The following is a 19268-nucleotide window of genomic DNA, read 5'->3' as shown; positions in this document are numbered from 1 at the left end:
TTCCGAAATCCGGCAGTAGAAAAGAAAAAAAACCGGCTTCCGTCACTATCTTTTCCGGACTGATCGACGGATCTATTTACGGAAATTTTCCGTAGGGAACCGATTTGTCTCGGTGCGAACTTTACTGGCTTTAGGCGGGATACGCCGTAAGTTTGGTTTTATGGCATCTAATCGTCCCCCTGTAAAACCGGACCTATTTCCCGGAGATCTCTCCGAAGAGAGATTAAACGAATATCTAACCGACGACCGACTCGCGGTGGATTGCGAAATGATGGGACTGAATCCTCGTCGAGATAGATTATGCGTGGTTCAAATATGCGACTCTCGTAATCGAGTCAGTCTCGTCCAGATTCTTCCGGAGCAAAAAGAGGCTCCGCGCTTAAAGCGTTTATTCGAAAATTCGGATATTATTAAGGTATTTCATTTTGCAAGAATGGACACTTTATTTTTGCGTTACCGACTAGGTATCGAGACGAAAGGTATTTTTTGTACGAAGATCGCCTCTAAGTTGGCTAGGACATATACCGATAGACACGGACTCAAAGATATCATTCGGGAATTTTTCGACGAAATCTTGGATAAAAAAAATCAATCTTCCGATTGGGGAGCCAAAATCTTGACTAAAGATCAGATCGATTACGCTTCCGGAGACGTACTTTTTCTCATTTCCTTGGAGCAGAAATTAACGCAAATCTTATTGAGAGAGGGCCGCTTTGATCTCGCACAAGAATGTTTTGCCTGTCTTCCCGTCTTTAACCAACTGGATTGGTTGGAAATGGAAAATTTATTCGAACATTGAAAAAGAAGGCCATAAAACTTTTTCTCTGCCAGTCCTGCGGACAAGATTATCCGCGATGGGCCGGAAAATGCGATTCTTGCGGAAAGTGGAATACTATCGTAGAGGAGTCGGGTGGGGATCGTTTTTCCTCTTCTTCGTCGGCGTTGCGAAAGAACGCCGCTTACAAACATCCGATTCCGATCGATTCAGTTCCTTCCGAAGATACGGAGCGAATCCTTACGGGATTGTCCGAGCTGGATTTGGTATTAGGCGGCGGACTTGTTCCGGGAAGCTTGGTTTTGATCGGCGGCGAACCCGGCGTAGGGAAATCCACTCTGATTTTAGAGATCAGTAGGAAGCTGTCCGAACAAGGTCGGAAACTTTTATATATCTCCGGTGAAGAATCGGCCTCTCAAGTGGGATTGAGGGCCGCAAGAATGTCCGTACTTTCTCCGAATCTTCTGCTTTCCTCCGAAACGTATGCAGAAAACGTATCGGCCATGATCGAGGATACCGAACCGGATTTGGTCTTCGTGGACTCCATTCAAACTTTGACCCGGGAAGCGTTGCCGAATCAAGCCGGGACAGTCACTCAATTACGGGAATGCACGCAAGTATTAATGGAGACCGCTAAACGAACCGGAATCCCTATCGTAATGACGGGTCATATTACTAAAGACGGCGCTATCGCCGGACCCAAAATTTTGGAGCATTTGGTGGATACGGTTCTCTATTTCGAAGGGGACCGACTGAATTATTTCAGGCTCTTGCGGGCCGTAAAAAACCGCTTTGGAGCGGTCGGTGATTTGGCCGTATTCGAAATGTTGGGAACGGGACTTCGTGAAGTCAAGGATCGACATCATGTATTTATCAGTTCCTTAACCGAAGGAAAAAGCGGATCGGTAATCAGTGCGGTCTTAGAAGGAAGTCGTGCGTTGAGCGTCGAAGTTCAGGCACTCGTGAGTCGAACGAATTATTCCCAAGCAAGACGAATGGCGGAGGGGCCCGATACTCGACGCGTCATTCTTTTAGCCGCAGTGATTGAAAAATATTTAGGTCATAAACTTTCAGAATGCGATATCTTCGGAAATTTGGCAGGCGGTCTTCAAGTAGACGAACCGGCTCTCGATCTCGCTATCTGCGCATCCATTTTATCCAGCTATACCGAAAGACCCGTAAAATCCAGGGCTGCAGTCCTGGGAGAGGTGGGGCTTTCCGGAGAGGTTCGATCGGTCGGACAGATTTCCCTTCGCTTAAAGGAATTAAAGGGAATCGGAATGGAAACAGTCTATCTTCCCGAAGGAAATCTCGCAGAGATTGAAACGATTCCCGACTTGAAACTAGTCGGCATCAAATCTCTCTCGGAGCTAGAAGGATTGTTCCGGTGAATCCGAGCGTTATAACGGTGAGCCTCTTCTTCCTCGCCGTTCTCCTGGTTTCTCCGGCTTCCTTTGCTCAGGAACAGGAAATCGATCCTTTGCTCCGCCAACCCTGGTTTAGCGATCAGGAAAAAAAAGAGGAGCTTCTTCATAACAAATTACAGAGTGCTTTTCGGCTTAGCGCTCATTACGTTTGGAAAACCGATTCAAGAGGTAGGAATTATCGATTTTACAAAGACGGAAGAGTCGAATTCGTTATCGATCGAGACTGGAAGGAAGTGTTTCCCAAAACGGAAGAATTGGATTTGCATTATAGCGAGGCAGAGTCTTTACGCAAACACGCGAGTCCTTACGCCGCTATCCGTCTGTTGAAGGGTATGACGGTTTGTTATAACCTTCGGTATGGAAAGCTAACTACGGAAAGTAGTCGAAAAGCCTCTTCTCTTTTGGGTCAATACCTGGACTTTTACTCGCATAAGGAAAAGGAAATATTCCGATTAACGGATCCGTTCGGTTGCCTGCACGCCGGGAGTCTTCGGTTGCGAAGCACGGATTATGCATATTCCTTGGATTTGGATCCAAATTTACGATATTTGTTTCCGGATGAGGATCGGGAATTTTCAGGAGAGGATTCCGACCTACGATGGCAGGTACATCGCTTTTATAGAAATCTTCCGACGGAAACTCTTCCCAAGAATTGGGAAAGCGAATATAGAAAAAACAGCGAAGGCTTATTGTTCTTTCGGCCAGATCGCATTCTTTTTACGATCGGAACTTCCCTACACTTTCATCCGCTCGCATTCGACGCAAAAAATTATTACCTGGTTTGGGATGCACTTCGCGGAATCAATGCTCGAACCATGCACGAATGGAATTATCTTCGAAAGAAAGAGGATAATATTTATAGAACAACCTTTACCGCAACAACTCCGGACGGCAGACGAACCAAGATGGTCATTTTGGAAAAATTCTACCTTCGGGGAAGGCGGGGATTACTGTTTACCCTATCTTTTCCCGAACAATATGAGCCGGAAGCTAAGAAAATCTGGGATGGATTTTCTTCCAGTGTTGTCGTAGAATAAATATCCGATTTATAGGCTCCGCGGCCTGTAGGAACGATATTCGAATGATTTTTGGACTCGTCAAAACCTGGGACAAGAACCGTTGGCCGAAGCCCGAGCCCCCCTGGCGATTATTAGGATTGGGGTTGTTGTTTGTAAATGGGATGGCCGCCGTTTTCCTGCCGATCGGGATTTTTGGATCGATCCTATCCGCGGTCGCCTTGCTCGTTTTGCTTTTTTTACCCTTATTTTTCGCGGCATTAAAGCTAACGAAGGTTTACGGAAATGCGGTTTTTTTTGCCCTATTTTTGGGATTTCTCTCCGGACCTTTATCAACCCTATATTTGAGTCATTCATTCGGATACTTTTTAGGACTCCATTACCAAAACTCCACCGGACCGGATACTCTGTCCGAATTTCCCGGAGTGCGAATTTTTCGGTTTTCCAATGCCCGATTTCTATATAAATACCAGGCAAAAAAGACTTCCGTAGTTCGACCCAAAGCCCCCGGAGCCATTCAAAAACCTCTTTATTTTCATGTCGTCCCATGGGTCTCTTTTGCTTGGAAAGAGGGAGATCCGATCCAAACCTGGGCTGCCTGTCCGAATTTAGCCGATTCAATTTGCGATTGGGATCTGCAAAATACGGGTGTAGGGGAGTCTTTATCCACTTCCGCACTGTTTCCCTATTATTTGGAAGCGGTCGAAGAGTCGGGAAAGATCCATCATCTCCGAGTTTCTGCAAAACCGAGAATTCTTTTACCGCTTTCCGATCCGGAAGCCGCCCTGGTTCGAACCGGCCTGTATGGTATGTCCGGATTAATCATGCTCAATTACCTTTGGGTAGTCGGAGTAATCGTTTGGAGGAGAAGAAACAAGGAATCGAATTCTTGAATTAGGCCCGGACAAGGTAAATTTCAGGATTTGCCGGGAAAATCGTATTCGTTTATGTAGCATTTGACCAAAAAAGGGAAGGAAGATCGGAATCTTGTGGATTTTTTAAAGAAAGGCTTAAAAAACTTTTTAGTTGGCTAATTTTGGAACTTAGACTACCGATATTTATACACAGAGACGGGAAGGAGAATTTTATTTGGACCCCGAAATTCTTACCGAAAAGGTAGCCACTCAGAGCAAAAAGTTTCTGGTGGACCTGAAGCGGAATGAGAACGGATACTATCTAAAAGTTTCCGAGTGGTCCAATAGTAAAAAATCTTCGATTTTCATTCCAGCCGAAGGAGTTGGCAGAATGATCGAAGTTCTTCGGAAGTTCCAAGGCCTCATTGAGGATGGAACGCTTGAAGAAATGGATTTCCCTCCGGCTCAGAATTAGTTAAGATTGCACTAAATCTTTTAGGAGAATTTCTCATGGGGAAAAAGATGTACCTTCTCGCCACAGTTCTCTTTTTCTTGGCCCTGACCGGAACTTCCGGGCAGCAGACCGGGGGAAACCAGAATCAAGGCCCAAACCAACAGGCGGGAGCTCCGGATCCCCTCGAGAAGATCATCCTCGAAAACTTCGAGGAGGCTGAGGACTGGAGGGCTAGAGCCACTACTCCGCTGGGTGAAACTAAAACCCTGAAAATGGTCCAACGAGGACTTATCAGAGACGTTTTTGACGAGAATACCGTTCCGGATAACGGCGGTGATCAGATAGATAAGAATCATATTTTAGGAATCAAGACCTATTTTAACGATCGCGGATTCGATAGAGTCGAGGTATTTCCTCCTCACGAGTATGTCATTAAAGGAAAAGCTCGTCAGGTTTCTCTTTGGAGTTTGGGACGTAAGTTCAGACATACACTCTTCGTAAAGCTGAGAGACTATAAAGGTAAAACTCATAATATCCGGTTGGGTCGTTTGGATTACTTCGGTTGGAGAAAGCTAACCGCTACGGTTCCGGGATTCGTTCCTCAAAGCACCCGTTTTGCTCTTTTGGATAAGAACTTAAGGTTCGTGTCCTTATTTGTCACCAGCGATGTTCATGAAGTAGGGGGATCCTTCTACTTTTACGTCGATGATTTGGAAGTTCGTGCCGATAAATCGGATACGAAGTACCCCGGTTCCGAGATCAAAGACAACTGGTAATCTTCCTGTAGGGATTTACTCATGAGAAACTTCAGTAAAAATTTTAAAGCGACCGCAACGATCACGTTCGGAATTTGTGCAGTCCTTCTACTGGGTAGCGTGAGCGCCCAGTTCATCAAGAAGAAGAAAGGGGGAATCGAAACCCCTACCGGAATGGACGTAAGCAGTATGGAATTACGTTCGATCACCGTCGAATCTTGGGACAACCCTGCCAACGGAGTTCCGTACGGCTGGGAGGTCACCACCGACAAGGACACGCAAGTTCCTCAAGGCCAAGCAGCGCAGCAATACCAGCCGACCGCTTCGAACTCTCAAGCGCTACGCGAAGTAAAACTTTTGCCAGGAAAACCCGGCGATATCAAGAACGTGGACTCCACTACTTCCAAAGTTTTAGGCGTGAAATTCGCGTTTACGTATCCTGGCGATAATTCGGTCACGATTCGTCCGCCCAAGACGCCGGAATACGAGATCGTTCGGAAAATGGCTTATCTGGATGCAAATAACAAACGTAAAGAATTCAAAATCTACGGTGTAGAATTTCCGGGAGTAGCGAAAGCCGTCTCGATTTGGGTTTGCGGACGTGGAAACGAATACGATCTGGAAGGCTGGTTGGAAGACTGGAAAGGCGACTCTCATATTTTCCAATTCGGATCTTTGGACTTTATCGGCTGGAGACCCTTGACTTTCGAAATTCCGGTCGCGGTGCCTCAAGACGTAAATTCGTATCCGCAGGTTAAAACCTTAGTTTTCAAACAGTTTAAGATTCGTTCTCGCCCGGATACAAGCGGTGAAACGGTGTATCTCTTCTTCGACGAACTTCGCGTTCTCTCGGATGTGTTCGAAGTACACTTTGACGGAGCCTCGATCGATTTCGACGGAGATGACTGCCGCTCAAAACGTAAGTTAGATAAAATGTTGAAAGTGAAAGCCGACAAGGAATGTGAAGGCGGAACTGCTCAAAACAATAACAAGCAGTAAGCTTCAATTTCAGAATTCAGGGATTATCCCTGAACAAATACGCGGAATGTCTCTTCAGAGCTTCCGCGTTTTCTTTTTTGGAGTTTTCCTGAAAAAATTTTGTTAAAAAAGGTTGAGTAAATAAGGCATCCTTGGTAATCGAGTTTCCGAAACAAGAGCCGCCGCCGATCTAGAGCCAAATCAGGTACAAAAGATCGTTCTATTTTTTGGGTCGAAACAGAAAAAAAAGACCAAGAAAGGTAGGCAAAACATCTTTCTAAAAAGCTTGGAGCATTCCAGGCTTAGCCTAGCGCGCGCCCTTTTCCCGCTAGGGAAATTCTAGTTTACGGATAAGCGTTCTCCGTTATAATTGATCTAGAAAGGGCCAAAAGAGATAAAACGAGCCCATCCATATTATTTTTCGAGCCGACCCCATTCGGTGGAGTATTTCCTATGTCTAACGAAACTGCGACAACCGCGGAAACCAAGCCTGCCAGCGATTTGGACAAGCTTACCTCGCTCTTTAACGAGGAGATTTACGTCCGCTCGGACGCCAACTCCATCCCTGCGTCCAAATTTAAAATCTACGATGATCTTATAGAGTCTTTCGGCGCCTCCGGAGTTACCGAAGCAGCGAAAGCGAAGTTGGAAGAACATCTCGCCGAGCATCCCGAAAGTATTTCCGCTAGATACTTACTTGGAATTTTAGGACTCCAGAAAGGAAGCATCGATGCCGCTTCTTATTTTAAGAACCTATTAGATGCGTTCAAACAGGCTAGTAAATGGACGATCATCGAACATATAACGGATAATATTCTAAAATACGGTGAAGATCGTTACGCTCTCCGATTCAAAGCGGAAGCGTTGGAAAAACTCAAGAAAAATAAAGAATTAAAGCCGGTTCTGGAAAAACTTGCAAAGCAGGATCGTAAGAATCCGGAAATCGCAAAAAAATACGGATTAGCCATTCTTGAAGAAAATAGAGAACGCGCTATTACCTATTTAAAGCAAGCCATCGAGACGTTTGCAAAAACCAAGGATTACGTTCAATTCGAGGAAATTTGGCCGATTTTCGTATCGAATAGTTATGACGATATCCAGTTCGTGGAAAAAATTGAAAGAATCCTGCTCGGTCATAGGGAAAAAACCCGTCTCGCAGGATATTTATATCCATTAGTCGATCCTCATAAATCCGTAGAAGATTGGGATAGAGTGATCTATCTTTTAAAGAAGATTTTAGATCACGAGCCGGTTTCCAATAAGGCTCGTAATGAGTTAATTCGCGTTTATAAACTGAAATATGCCAACCATAGCCTTTTAGAGGACTTCCTCAAGATGTCCGAATTGGGAAATAACAGAAAGCCGGTTAAGGTCTGTATTTCCAATTTCGAAAGAAACATCGTTTTCGATACGGATAACTACGTGCTGCATAGAAATTGGGGAGTAGGTAAAATTGTTTCGATCTCTCCGAACGGGGACTCCATTTTCGTCGATTTCAAAGATAAAAAGAACCATAAGCTTTCCATTCAAATGGCCATCACCAGCCTTAAACCGCTAAAGGTGGATCATATTTGGGTGAAATTCTATGAGAACAAAGAATCGGTAGTTCAGTTATTCGAAAAAGACATTCCCAGCTTCTTTAAGGAATTATTAACTTCTTTCGACGGCCATATGTTGGTTTCGGAGATTAAAAACGAAGTTGTCGGCAAATTCCTACCCGTCGCGGAATGGTCCAAATGGTGGAATAAGGCCAAGAATATCATCAAGAAGGAACCGAAACTAGGCTTCAATCCTAAGAAAAAGGACGAGCTTTGGTATCGTGAAAAGCCGATTACCTTCGCGGAAGAACTTACCGAAAAATTCAGCGCAACCTCCGATTTATCCAAAAAATTGGATATTGCAATCGAAGCTCTTAGAAATAAGGAAGAAGCGGAAGGAGCAATCGATACCTTCGCTCATCATTATTATGAGGAAGAAGAATCCGGCGAACCGTTCCGTAAGATCGTAGCATTTTTATATTTAGAGGAAGTCGCTTCCACGATGGAAGGTGAAGATGGAACTCCTTATGATTTCCAACGTCACCAGAAGGAAGAAGACGTAGCCCAGCTGATTAAAACTCTTAATAGGGAAGAACTTTTGGAGATTTCTTCCAGAATCACCAACTTGGACATCAAGAAATCTTTCGTGGATATCGTTAAGAAATTCCATAAAGATTGGGTGAACGTTCTTGTCGGATTGCTCTTCGAGGTTCCTGTTAAGAACAATAAATACGTCGTCTCCGTACTGGAAGACGATAAAAAATTCGCCGAGTTGAACTTATTCATCGAAACGGCTGCGAGCCGCGCGAAAGAAAATCCGGAAGTGTTCCTTTGGGTCGCAAAGTCCATTTTATGGCGCACTTGGGACGAGGAATGGATGAATGTCTCCCGTCAGGATTTGATTTTAAGAGTTCTCCGCCTTCTAAAACCTTTGAATAAAATCGAAGAAAAAGGAACCAAACTCAAGAATACCTGTCATGAAATTCTTTTCGGAAATGAATCAACCGTCATTACCGAAGCGATTCAAAACGGAGATTCGGAATACATCCGTAAAGTATACGCGCTGTATCGAGAAGTTCCGTATATAGAAGAGACCGACAAAGATAAGCTGATGGGTTTGATTCAATCTCTGAAACCCGATTTGGTTTGGGAAGAAGAGGAAGAGGATGATGAAGAAGACGACGTCCTTTCTCATATTCCGGAAAACGCCGTGCTTGTCACACGCTGGGCGTTGAATCAGAAGAAAGCCGATTTCGAACACCTCGTGAACGTGGAAATGCTGGAAAACTCGAGAGATATCGGAGAGGCTCAGGAGCGAGGCGACTTACGCGAAAACGCGGAATACAAGGCCGCTATGGAACGTCAGGTTCAGCTGCAGGCTCAGATCAAAAAGTTGGAATCCGAGTTGAAAACCGCAGTCGTATTGGATCTTTCTAATGTAAAAACGGATAGAATCAATATCGGAACTACGGTTAAACTCAAGAACGAGTCAACCGGCGAAAATCAAACCTATTCCATCTTGGGAGCTTGGGACGCGGATACCGAAAAAAATATCATTTCTTATCAGTCTCCTTTGGCTAAATCCTTATTAGGTAAACGAATCGGCGATACGGCGGCGCTTAATTTAGGCGGTGCGGAAACTAAATTTAAAGTTTTGGATATCAACCGTTTCTCTCTACAGAATCAAGAAAGCTGAAGAGAACCTTCTCAGTCTGAAATCGAAAAAGGGACCGTTTGCGGTCCCTTTTTTTAGATATTTCGTTTATTAACTTTCAAATCGGATTAGATCGGTAAACCAATCAGAGATATTTCCTGATCGGTCCTTAATTCTGATCTGAACGAGCAGTTTCTTTTTCCAGTTCGATAAAGATTTGGGGATTTTCAGAATCAGCATTTTCCGATCGCTGTCGAATTCGCTCGGATAAAATTCTCCCTCTAATAGCACTTCGGCTCCTCCGGCGTACCCGGAACCTACGTCGCTTAGAACATACACTCGTTCTTCCCAATCGGGTTCTTTGGCGTTCGCAATTCTTCTATGTCTAGTGATTAGATAAGGCTGAGTTACGGTAGGTTTGGCATTATCTTCCAATACCGCTAAAATACCGAGTTTGGATAGATAGCTTAAATTACCTTTCTGTTTGAGCGCCGACCAGCGCTTAGTACCTTTATCATATAGATAAACGTTTTCTTTTCTACTCAATCTAAGTCCATTCCAGTTGAGTTCGGCTTCTCCTACCCAGGAAAGATCGGAAGACTCAAGCTCATAAGCGCTTCCTTTCAAGGTTAGGCCCTCCGGTAAAGGTGCGATTTCCGTCAGCGCTTGCAACTTTTCAAAGGAAAGTTTTCCGGCGCCATACGTGGTTTTGGGCGGAGTTTTTATTTTGAGATTTCCGTCTTTAGATGTGAATTCGGTTTTTATCCCGCCGGATTGTAGTTTTGTGGCGGGACTTACTACGATGGGTATCGATACTTTGGATTGATTGCCGGCTTGGTCTGCGGCTTTTAATGTAAGGAGAACGTTGGCGCCGATCGGAAAGGTGTTCAAGGCAATACTTGGGCCCTTGGCGGGGAACAAATTATACACATAGACGGCCGGATTTAAAGAAGATCGATTGGAATCGAAGATATCCTGGTGGGAACGTGCCTCCTCGTAACTCATTCCTCGAAACGATCGCTCATACAAAGGAATTTGTTCGTTATAAAGACCGACAAAAAATAAATTATTTTTATTTCGGGAAGTCATCAGGTCATACGCGCCTAACCGAAAGCGAACGCCTCCATTTAAGGAAAGTCTCGTCTCCGGCGGAATTTCAAATATACCTTCTCCTTTTTTTTGCAGAGGGAATCGTAACTGCGTTCCGTCGTCCGAATCCACATAAAGCAGAAGCAATTCCGGAGGGGTTACGTCTTTCCCTCTCATAGGGAGAAAAGGAAGAGGGTTAAGTGTCCCTCCCGGAAGATGAAGTTCAAAATGTAAATGACTAACTCCGGTTCCGGATTCTCCCAATCTCGCGAACATATCTCCTTTATTTGTCATAAAACTCGGGTTCGAAAACTTTACTTGGAATTCTCCGCCGCTTAAAAGAGCCAGAGCCTCTCTTAAAAGTTCCAGGTCCTTTCGAATTCCACTAAAATCTAATAAGTGAGCGAATTTGGCCTTCAAGGGAGAAGAGAAGGATTTGAGTACGAGATTAAGTCCATATCCTTTCCCGGATTGCCCGATTGAATCGACGTATCCGGAAAAAGGGGCCAATGCCGAGAGGCCATTTGCATGAAACGTTTTAAAATCGCAACCCATGTGAAGGTGGTGAACCCTGTATTCAGCGTACGAACCGGAGATCGGAGTTTCGAGCTCCATTGGAAAGCGTAGATTTCCAAGATCGGCAAGCGTATCGGATGAGAGATCCTGCCAGATCGGTTGAGTCGAGACCGGCGCTCTCTTTGGAGTAGATGGTAGCGAGGAAATTTTAGGTGCAGTTTCCACGCCGACAGAATCGCGCAGCGGTACGAGAAGCGTTCCCAAAACGAAAAGAAATACAACGAGATCCGCATTAGGAAATAAACGAAAAGTTCTCCCCATGTGCGAATTCAGCGGTCGTTCGCTTGAAATGTAAAGCAGGAATCATAGAATTTCCTTGCAGTAGAAAGGGAAACCATCAGCCTGAAAGATATGCGTTTTCTTTTACTGGTTCCGATTTTCGGGATCGTTCTGAATAGTTGTGCTTACTTTACCCGAGAGCCGGGAAACCCTCCGAAAATAAACGGCATTCCGATTCCGGATTCACAAAGGACGGTTTATGTTCAGAATTTCAGAAACAATTCGTACGGGATCGGATTGCATACGCAACTTTCCGATTTAGTAAAACAGGAAATAAATAATCGCGGTAGGTTTATCCAAACGCGGGAAAAATCCCTGGCGGCGTATCGAATTTACGGAGAAATTTCCCATTACCAACAGGTTGGTGCCTTGCTGGACCAAGGCGGGCAATTGCTCAGTCGTGAAATGTTGATTATCTGCAAGGTGGAACTTCAAAAAGCCGGCGGCGAGAGAATCCCATTGGAGAGATCCGAAATCCCCGCGAGGGTGATTTATTCCGACCAAGTCGGTTATATCGAAACGGAATCGCAGGCCCAAACTAGAGCTTTGAGGATTCTTTCCGTCCGAATTTCCGAAGAATTAGAGAGGGCTTGGTACTACTCGATTTCCGGAAAGATTGACGAGTGAATTGGCTCCGGAAATCTCCGAGAAAACCGTTTCCTAAAACTAGCGGGAGATTCCGGCATTTTTCCTTTCTTTTTTCAACAATTCCGACCGGAGGCACGCTCCTTTGATTTTTGGATTGCCCGATATTCGATATCTGATCTAATACGGGTAAAGAATCGGGAGTGACTCGCACGCCCGGACCCAGAAATGAACTGTTAGATGAACATGATCTGATAAAAGATGAATAAGGATAAGGAAGCCGAAATTCTTAAGACAGTAGATGAATCCATTCGTATGGAGATGAAAACCTTTTCGGATTATCTTCAAAAGAAAGGATTAAAAATCACCAACCAACGGATGCTGGTTGCCGAGAGAATTTTCTCTCTGCACAACCATTTTACCGCAGAAAGCCTCCTGGAAGAATTCAAAGACCAGAGAGATAAAATTTCCAAGGCAACCATTTATCGGATTCTATCGATTATGGTGGAAGCAAAGCTTCTCCAAGAACATAATTTTGGACAGGATTATAAGTACTACGAACATATCATCGGCCATACCCACCATGATCATATTATTTGTGTGGATTGCGGTCGAATCGTAGAATTTGTAGATGAAAGAATCGAGCAACTCCAGGAGCAGGCTGCCCTCGGAAACGGTTTCAAAATCACCGGACATAGCTTGAATATCTACGGAAGTTGCTTAGATCCCAATTGCCCTCGGAAGAAATGATCTTTCGAGAAGAAACTCGAGATCCACAATCCTTTGCTCGCACCGGGACTCTCGCCTTAAACGGCGTGGAGATTCCGACTCCCGTATTCATGCCTGTCGGAACGAGAGGAGCGATTAAATCTCTAGATTCGGATGATATCGACGAACTCGGATTCGAGCTCATTCTCGGAAATACATACCACTTGTATTTACGCCCGGGGGAAGAAGTTCTGAAGCGTTTCGGAGGGCTCAAGAATTTCATATCTTACAAGAAGGCTTTACTGACCGATAGCGGCGGCTTTCAAGTTTTTAGCCTAAATTCCCTTTTTAAATTCGAAGCGGATGGAGTCGCCTTTCGCTCTCATATTGACGGTAGCGCCCACTTCTTCACCCCGGAGAAGGTAGTGGATATCCAACGGACGATCGGTTCCGATATTATGATGGTGTTAGACGATTGTCCTCCCGGAGATGCGAGTGTCGCTCGAATCAAAGAATCCTTGGATCGGACTCATCGTTGGGCGGAAACGGCGGTGGAGCATTGGGAAAAGGATAAAAACGGACAACATTTGTTTGGAATTGTCCAGGGTGGCACGAACGTGGAGCTCCGCTTGGAAAGTCTTTCCTACTTAAACGGACTTCCATTCTCCGGAATTGCGCTCGGCGGTCTCTCGGTGGGCGAGCCTCGACCCGATTTCATTCGAACTTTGGAAGGAATTGCTCCTTATTCGGATCGGAATCGACCTCTTTATCTCATGGGAGTCGGTACAGTTCCGGACATTCTGGATGGAGTGAGGAATGGAGTCGATATGTTTGATTGTGTTCTACCGACACGCAATGCGAGAAACGGACAAGTATTCACTTCGAAGGGAAAAATTAACTTGAGAAACGAGAAGTGGAAGTTTTCGGACGAACCTCTAGATTCCGAATGCGAATGTAGAGTCTGTAAGAGATACAGTGTCGGATACTTGAGACATCTTCACCATGTAAAAGAGCTGACCGCTTTCTCTCTGAGTACGTTCCATAATCTGAGTTTTATGAAGAAGTTTATGTTTGAGCTTCGGCGATCCATCCAAGAAGGAAAATTTGATCAGTTTTCCGCTAAATGGAAAAATTTGTATGAAAGACCGGAAATTTCTCGTTGACTATATAGAGTTTGGCCCCCCTATAGTAGGTTGGTTCAAAAAGAGATAATAAGGAGTTGCTGATTTTTTATGGAAATCACCAGAAGGGAAAGCGGTAACATCGTAATTCTGGACATTAATGGCGAAATCGATTTGTATAACGCCCCTGAAATAAAAGATGTCATTGCTAAGCTCATCGAAGAGCAGAAATATTATACAATCATCAACTTGGAAAAAGTCTCCTACATCGACTCATCCGGAATTGGCGCATTGATTTCCAGCCTCTCTAACCTAAAGAAATATCAGGGAGGATTAAAAATCATTAACGTCGCGGGGTCTGTGCGAAAGGTATTTGAGCTCACTAAGCTTACGTCCTTCTTTGAGATTTTTGATAATGAAGCTGAAGCTGACGCTGTCGGTGCTTTTAAATAAGCTACGATAGAGAAAACCGATTCCAGGCTGGTGCAAAACAAATGAAATCCTTTCGAGCTACATCTTTCCGATTCCTATTCATACTAGGGATCCTCGGCGTTTTGGTTGCTTGCGGTGCCGAGCTCCCCGTTAGAGAGCTTGCAGAAGCAAAGTCAGCAATCACTCGAGCCAAGGAATCCGGTGCAGAAAAATACGCGCCCGGTGAATACGAGGAGGCTCGCAAGAGTCTTTTCGCAGCTCACGAAAAAGCCTCTAACGAGGACTTAGGCGAAACGAAGAAAAGTGCGGTATATGCAAGAGCGAAAGCCTTGGATGCACAGGAGAAATCATTTCCTTCGCTAACCGAAGAATCCAAAAAACAAGCTACGACTGCGATTGATGAGGCTGAAGAAGCTTTCGCGTCTCAGCTTGCCGGCGAACCTTATACAAATGCGGTAGAACTTCGTAAAGAAGGCGATACCCTTCGCGATAATGCGGATCGGGCCTTAGAATCTTATCCAAAAGAATCCGGAGATGACGCTAAGTTAAAGACTCGTTTAGCCGCGTTTGAGCAATATGAGCAAAGTAATAAGAAGTATCTGGATTCAAAAAAATCCGCCCAAGATGCAAAAGCATTAGCTCTCTCTCAAAAACAGCAATTGATCGATTCCCTATCCGATATCGAAAAGAATTTGGATGATGCGGATCGTTATGCCGGCGGGCAAGATCCTGAAGTGGGACAAACCAGAGAACGATTGAATGCAACTAAGTCGAAAATCGACGAAGGCAAGATTAAAGAAGGATACTCCGAAGTAGAAGATCTTCGTAAAAAATCGAACGAACTTGTAGCAAAGAATATTCAATCCTACGCTGCTAAGAAAAAAGAAGAAGCCAAGGATAGCATTGCAAAGGCAAAAGATAAACTTGCCGGAATCGATCAAACTAAGGTAACCTCTAGCAAAGACATTCAGACCTCTTACCAAAGAGCCGATGAAAATTTGAAGGCTGCAGACGAATCCTTAGTAGCCGCGGAAGATTTCTTTTCTTCAGAAAAATACGAAGATTCGATTAGTCGTTCAGAAGAAGCGATTCGACTGTCTCGAATCGTAGTTGATCAGTCGGATGATATTGCAGAGCGAATTAAATCCGGCGCTTCCGTTGCGGGAAGAACCGGAACGACGGAAGATGATAGAAATGCGACCGTTGATGGCGCTGAAGGCAAAACCAAACATACTAAAACGAAAACGACCGGTACGAGCGGAAAAACTTCTGCAAGTTCCGGCGAACTTCCGGAAGGATGGAAGCGGTATGTGGTTAAGAAAAGAGTTCCTGCGGACTGTCTCTGGAGAATTGCGTCTTACAAACAGCATTACGGCACGGGACGGCTCTGGAAAAGAATTTATGACGCGAATAAAGGAAAGATTAAGAATCCAAGCTTGATCTATCCGAAACAAGTGCTTTTGATTCCTCCGAGAAAAGGATCTACGAAATTCGATCCTAAAAAGGCTAAGAAGAAACATTCCGGTAGCGATGAAGTGGAAGCAGTAACGGATGAAAAGAAAAAATCCGACGCGACCACGACTCCTAAACCTGAGGCGGAAGAAGAACATTCCGAGGAAGATCATTCTCAAAACCCTCAACCGCAAGCAGAAGAGCAACATGCTCCTCAACAGCAAACGCCACCGGCGGAAGAGCAGCACGCTCCCGAGCACCAACAGGCGCCGTCCGGAGAACAAGCTCCTCCTCCGGAACAACACAATTCATCGGAAGGTCAAACTGCTCCTCAGCATGAAGAGAACCAACCTTCAGAAGGGGAAAGTGCAAATCCTCATACTGAAGGACATGCCCCATCTTCTAGCGGAGAAGAGAAAAAGCCCGATGCAGGAAAATAGTCCTAGGTTTTAGCAACTCCTATTTCGATTCCTTGATGGAATAGCCCGGCCCGGTATTGGATCCGGGCTTTTCTTTTTCTGGGGGGGAATCCTGAGGAATTCCGCTTGATCCCTTCAACAAGCGCGTAAGACTTCTATTTAGATGGAGTCGTTGTGAAAAGGGCTTACACTAAGCCTATTTCCGAAGTTGTTTCGGAGGATTACTTTCCTTTGGTCAAAATGGCTTGGGAGGAAGATTGTCCTGACGAAGATATTACCTCGGTTTCCCTTTTTCAGCCCGATCAAAAAGCATTCGCTAATTTGAATGCTCGCGAAGAAGGCGTCTTATGCGGGAGTGGTGTGCTCGAAGCGCTGAATCGACTCTCCGGTGAAAGTCTGGGATCCAAATTTTTCTTTAAAGACGGGGACCGTTTTCGGAAAGGAGATACAATCGCCGAACTTAACGGAAGTTTAATCTTATTATTACGAGTGGAACGAATTCTCCTAAATTTTTTGCAGTATTTATCCGGAATATCCTCGGAAACGAGGAAGGTCGTTGATCGTTATGGATCGAATGGTTTGATGATTTTGGACACCAGAAAGACCCTACCCGGATATAGGAAGCTTGCGAAGTATGCGGTTTATTGCGGAGGGGGATCGAATCATAGACTCGATCTATCGGAAATGGCAATGATCAAGGACAATCATCTTGCACTATTCGAACACGCATCTATTCCGGTAAAAAGAATCAGAGATAGATACCCCGGTAGACTCGTAGAACTGGAGATCGATTCACTCTCTCAATTGGAAGACGCTTTACAAGCTAACCCCGACGTGCTCCTGCTTGATAATTTCAATCTGGAAGACACTAAAACTGCGCTTGAAATAGTAAAAAGAGCGAATGCCTCGATAAGCATAGAATGTTCGGGTGGAATCACTCCGGAAAAGCTGGAAGCCTTATCAAAATTTTCAGGTGTCGGAGTCAGCATGGGATACTTAACCCACACCACGCGTTTTCTCGACCTCGGCTTAGATATACGGATGGATTATTGATGGGATTTGTGAAAGCTCCCGCAACTAAGGAAATGCTTTTAGAAGGAGTCCGAGATCGTCTGGGACCGGAATCTCTAGATCTCGTTGAAAAAGCGTATAAGATTTCGGAAGATGCGCACCAGGGACAATTTCGTCTATCCGGAGAACCTTATATAGTTCATCCGTTGCAGGTCGGCTACATTCTTTACGAGCTCGGATTGGACGAAAAGGTCATTTCTGCCGGAATCCTCCACGACGTCATAGAAGATACGAAATATACCCGAGAAAATATGGTTTCGGACTTTGGTACTGAAATCACTCAGCTTGTGGAAGGCGTTACGAAAATTTCGGAGATCAAAAGCCAATCTCGAGAAACTGAAGCCGCCGAAAATATCCGCAAAATCATAATCGCAACGATTCAAGATATTCGAGTGATCCTGATCAAGCTCGCGGATAAAACTCATAATATGAGGACGCTTTCCTTTCAGCCGCCCGAAAAACAACGCAGGATCGCTAATGAAACACTTTCACTGTACGCACCTATCGCGGGAAGATTAGGTATTTATAAAGTTAAGTCGGAACTGGAAGACCTCGCTTTTCAGGTCATTTATCCCGAAGAATATCAGGATATAAAAAAAAGAATCAACGTAAAGAAATCCGAACGAGAAGAATATATCGATAAACTTCAAATTATTCTAAAGCAACGTTTGGCGGAAATAAACATAAACGCTCAAGTCGACGGAAGGGCGAAACATTTCTTTTCTATTTATCGTAAAATGAAGACGAAGGAAAAAACCTTCGATGAAATCTTCGATTTGAGAGCGATTAGGATCATCACCGATGAAATCAAGGATTGCTACGGAGTTTTAGGAATCGTACACACTCTTTGGACTCCGGTTCCGGGAAGGTTCAAGGACTATATAGCGACTCCTAAGACGAACATGTATCAATCCCTGCATACCACCGTTATCGGTCCCGACGGTAAACCTCTCGAAGTTCAAATTCGAACGGCGGAGATGAACGCAATCGCCGAATTCGGAATCGCGGCTCATTGGGTTTATAAAGAAGGGAAGACTCACGCTAATGAACGGCATCTTACCGTCAAATGGTTGGAGGTCCTTCAATCTTGGCAGGATTCCGCATTAGATCCGAAAGAATTCCTGGAGGAGCTAAAATATGATCTTCATGAGGATGAAGTTTTCGTTTTCACTCCGAAAGGCGAGATCATTCAGCTTCCGAAGGGCGCGACGGTGCTGGACTTCGCATTTAGAATCCACACTGACGTAGGCCTTCATTGCAAGGGAGCTAAAATAAACAACAGGATGATTCCCCTACGAACCGAGCTGCGCAGCGGAGACCAAGTGGAAGTTGTCGTTGATAAGCGATCGAAACCTTCTCCTATCTGGCTCCGAATCGTTAGAACCACTTCCGCCCGACAAAAACTCCGGGCCTATTTCCGTAAGCTTCGCGAGGAGAGTCGCAAAGATTTGGAACATGGAGCCGAGTCAGCCGCAGAGTTAACCCTCAATGCCGAAGTCCTAGAAGAACTGAAGAGAAAACCTTCGCACGATAAGAACCAAAAGCATGGTCATGTAGGCGAAGGCCGGGTTCTGGTCGCAGGATTAAGGGATATTCCGGTCCGTCTTTCCGGTTGCTGTTCTCCTCTTCCCGGCGATCAAATCATCGGGTTTGTTACGAGAGGCCGCGGCGTTTCAGTCCACAAGAAAAACTGCAGTGTGGCCTTGAAGCAAAGGGACGAAGAGCAGCTTAGAATCATATCCGTCGATTGGGACTATGGACAGACCGAACCGGTTCCGGTGAGAGTCGAAGTTAAAGCGCGGGACCGTCAGGGGATCTACTTGGAAATGGTGAAAAGTATTTCGGGAACCCAGACGAATATTTTGGAAGCAGGGGCTTCTACCGTTCAGAAAGACACGTTAATGGCGCGATTTATGATCGAAGTCGAGCATCTGGATCAGTTAAAGGAGATTCTTGGAAATCTTAAGCGGATACCGGACGTAGTGTTTGCTCATCGCGTAAAATAAGCGATTTCAATTCGAAAAATCCTCTTAAAAACCGTATTCAGTTTGCCCGAAATTCCCTCTTTGCGAAAGTTTCTAACGA

Annotated in this window: 16 protein-coding genes; 15 read left to right on the top strand and 1 reads right to left on the bottom strand. The window is 44.9% G+C overall.

Going from position 1 to position 19268, the window contains the following annotated elements; translation table 11 throughout:
* Positions 1 to 160 precede the first annotated feature (160 nt).
* The 8 genes from LEP1GSC058_RS00390 to greA all read left to right on the top strand — a co-directional run bounded on the left by LEP1GSC058_RS00390 (position 161) and on the right by greA (position 9493).
* Positions 161 to 799 carry a ribonuclease D gene (locus LEP1GSC058_RS00390; RefSeq protein WP_016547755.1) on the top strand — a complete coding sequence of 213 codons (639 nt, stop codon included), beginning with the start codon at positions 161 to 163 and terminating at the stop codon, positions 797 to 799.
* The gene (radA, locus tag LEP1GSC058_RS00385) at positions 796 to 2166 is read left to right on the top strand and encodes a DNA repair protein RadA (RefSeq protein ID WP_016547751.1); all 1371 of its coding nucleotides are present in this window, start codon (positions 796 to 798) and stop codon (positions 2164 to 2166) included. The genes LEP1GSC058_RS00390 and radA overlap by 4 nt, the downstream gene beginning before the upstream one ends.
* A gap of 17 nt (positions 2167 to 2183) precedes the next feature.
* Positions 2184 to 3239: an LIC10775 family protein gene (locus LEP1GSC058_RS00380; RefSeq protein WP_232224578.1), complete on the top strand. Its 1056-nt coding sequence runs from the start codon at positions 2184 to 2186 to the stop codon at positions 3237 to 3239.
* A gap of 44 nt (positions 3240 to 3283) precedes the next feature.
* Complete coding sequence (locus tag LEP1GSC058_RS00375) at positions 3284 to 4111, top strand: hypothetical protein (protein ID WP_039947789.1); 828 nt, start codon at positions 3284 to 3286, stop codon at positions 4109 to 4111.
* Positions 4112 to 4307: 196 nt separating this feature from the next.
* Positions 4308 to 4547, top strand: coding sequence for a DNA-binding protein (locus LEP1GSC058_RS00370; RefSeq protein ID WP_010570495.1), 240 nt, complete (start codon positions 4308 to 4310; stop codon positions 4545 to 4547).
* Positions 4548 to 4582: 35 nt separating this feature from the next.
* Complete coding sequence (gene flaA2, locus LEP1GSC058_RS00365; RefSeq protein WP_016547484.1) at positions 4583 to 5302, top strand: flagellar filament outer layer protein FlaA2; 720 nt, start codon at positions 4583 to 4585, stop codon at positions 5300 to 5302.
* A gap of 21 nt (positions 5303 to 5323) precedes the next feature.
* Positions 5324 to 6280 carry a flagellar filament outer layer protein FlaA1 gene (gene flaA1 / locus LEP1GSC058_RS00360; RefSeq protein WP_016547769.1) on the top strand — a complete coding sequence of 319 codons (957 nt, stop codon included), beginning with the start codon at positions 5324 to 5326 and terminating at the stop codon, positions 6278 to 6280.
* A 432-nt stretch (positions 6281 to 6712) separates the two neighbouring features.
* The gene (gene greA / locus LEP1GSC058_RS00355) at positions 6713 to 9493 is read left to right on the top strand and encodes a transcription elongation factor GreA (protein WP_016547529.1); all 2781 of its coding nucleotides are present in this window, start codon (positions 6713 to 6715) and stop codon (positions 9491 to 9493) included.
* Between the two features lie 69 nt (positions 9494 to 9562).
* Here the strand turns inward: greA and LEP1GSC058_RS00350 are convergent, their stop codons facing one another.
* On the bottom strand, positions 9563 to 11377 hold the full coding sequence (locus LEP1GSC058_RS00350) for a M23 family metallopeptidase (protein ID WP_016547601.1): 1815 nt from the start codon (positions 11375 to 11377) through the stop codon (positions 9563 to 9565).
* Between the two features lie 90 nt (positions 11378 to 11467).
* Between LEP1GSC058_RS00350 and lptE the strand changes: the two genes are divergently transcribed.
* The 7 genes from lptE to LEP1GSC058_RS00315 all read left to right on the top strand — a co-directional run bounded on the left by lptE (position 11468) and on the right by LEP1GSC058_RS00315 (position 19189).
* The gene (gene lptE / locus LEP1GSC058_RS00345) at positions 11468 to 12022 is read left to right on the top strand and encodes an LPS assembly lipoprotein LptE (protein ID WP_016547688.1); all 555 of its coding nucleotides are present in this window, start codon (positions 11468 to 11470) and stop codon (positions 12020 to 12022) included.
* A gap of 219 nt (positions 12023 to 12241) precedes the next feature.
* Positions 12242 to 12730 (top strand): Fur family transcriptional regulator, encoded by a 489-nt coding sequence (locus LEP1GSC058_RS00340; protein WP_016547766.1) that lies wholly within the window; start codon positions 12242 to 12244, stop codon positions 12728 to 12730.
* Positions 12727 to 13851 (top strand): tRNA guanosine(34) transglycosylase Tgt, encoded by a 1125-nt coding sequence (gene tgt, locus LEP1GSC058_RS00335; protein ID WP_016547550.1) that lies wholly within the window; start codon positions 12727 to 12729, stop codon positions 13849 to 13851. The genes LEP1GSC058_RS00340 and tgt overlap by 4 nt, the downstream gene beginning before the upstream one ends.
* 69 nt (positions 13852 to 13920) lie before the next feature.
* Entirely contained in the window at positions 13921 to 14262 is a 342-nt protein-coding gene (locus LEP1GSC058_RS00330) for an STAS domain-containing protein (protein WP_016547645.1), read from the top strand.
* 41 nt (positions 14263 to 14303) lie between these two features.
* Positions 14304 to 16133 (top strand): lipoprotein LipL71, encoded by a 1830-nt coding sequence (locus LEP1GSC058_RS00325; protein WP_016547542.1) that lies wholly within the window; start codon positions 14304 to 14306, stop codon positions 16131 to 16133.
* Positions 16134 to 16286: 153 nt separating this feature from the next.
* Positions 16287 to 17165 carry a carboxylating nicotinate-nucleotide diphosphorylase gene (nadC, locus tag LEP1GSC058_RS00320; RefSeq protein ID WP_016547559.1) on the top strand — a complete coding sequence of 293 codons (879 nt, stop codon included), beginning with the start codon at positions 16287 to 16289 and terminating at the stop codon, positions 17163 to 17165.
* Positions 17165 to 19189, top strand: a complete 2025-nt coding sequence (locus tag LEP1GSC058_RS00315) for a RelA/SpoT family protein (RefSeq protein WP_016547638.1) — start codon at positions 17165 to 17167, stop codon at positions 19187 to 19189. The genes nadC and LEP1GSC058_RS00315 overlap by 1 nt, the downstream gene beginning before the upstream one ends.
* Positions 19190 to 19268: the final 79 nt, after the last annotated feature.

It is taken from the genome of Leptospira fainei serovar Hurstbridge str. BUT 6, assembly GCF_000306235.2.
In the GTDB taxonomy this organism is placed as follows: domain Bacteria; phylum Spirochaetota; class Leptospiria; order Leptospirales; family Leptospiraceae; genus Leptospira_B; species Leptospira_B fainei.
Note: the sequence above shows the minus strand (reverse complement) of the source record. Positions and strands in the feature narration are given on the sequence as shown.

Coding starts and splice junctions, on each gene's coding strand:
- LEP1GSC058_RS00375 (WP_039947789.1), top strand. CDS start 3,284: ATGATTTTTGGACTCGTCAAAACCTGGGACAAGAACCGTTGGCCGAAG.
- tgt (WP_016547550.1), top strand. CDS start 12,727: ATGATCTTTCGAGAAGAAACTCGAGATCCACAATCCTTTGCTCGCACC.
- greA (WP_016547529.1), top strand. CDS start 6,713: ATGTCTAACGAAACTGCGACAACCGCGGAAACCAAGCCTGCCAGCGAT.
- LEP1GSC058_RS00325 (WP_016547542.1), top strand. CDS start 14,304: ATGAAATCCTTTCGAGCTACATCTTTCCGATTCCTATTCATACTAGGG.
- LEP1GSC058_RS00340 (WP_016547766.1), top strand. CDS start 12,242: ATGAATAAGGATAAGGAAGCCGAAATTCTTAAGACAGTAGATGAATCC.
- LEP1GSC058_RS00390 (WP_016547755.1), top strand. CDS start 161: ATGGCATCTAATCGTCCCCCTGTAAAACCGGACCTATTTCCCGGAGAT.
- LEP1GSC058_RS00315 (WP_016547638.1), top strand. CDS start 17,165: ATGGGATTTGTGAAAGCTCCCGCAACTAAGGAAATGCTTTTAGAAGGA.
- flaA2 (WP_016547484.1), top strand. CDS start 4,583: ATGGGGAAAAAGATGTACCTTCTCGCCACAGTTCTCTTTTTCTTGGCC.
- lptE (WP_016547688.1), top strand. CDS start 11,468: ATGCGTTTTCTTTTACTGGTTCCGATTTTCGGGATCGTTCTGAATAGT.
- flaA1 (WP_016547769.1), top strand. CDS start 5,324: ATGAGAAACTTCAGTAAAAATTTTAAAGCGACCGCAACGATCACGTTC.
- LEP1GSC058_RS00350 (WP_016547601.1), bottom strand. CDS start 11,377: ATGGGGAGAACTTTTCGTTTATTTCCTAATGCGGATCTCGTTGTATTT.
- LEP1GSC058_RS00330 (WP_016547645.1), top strand. CDS start 13,921: ATGGAAATCACCAGAAGGGAAAGCGGTAACATCGTAATTCTGGACATT.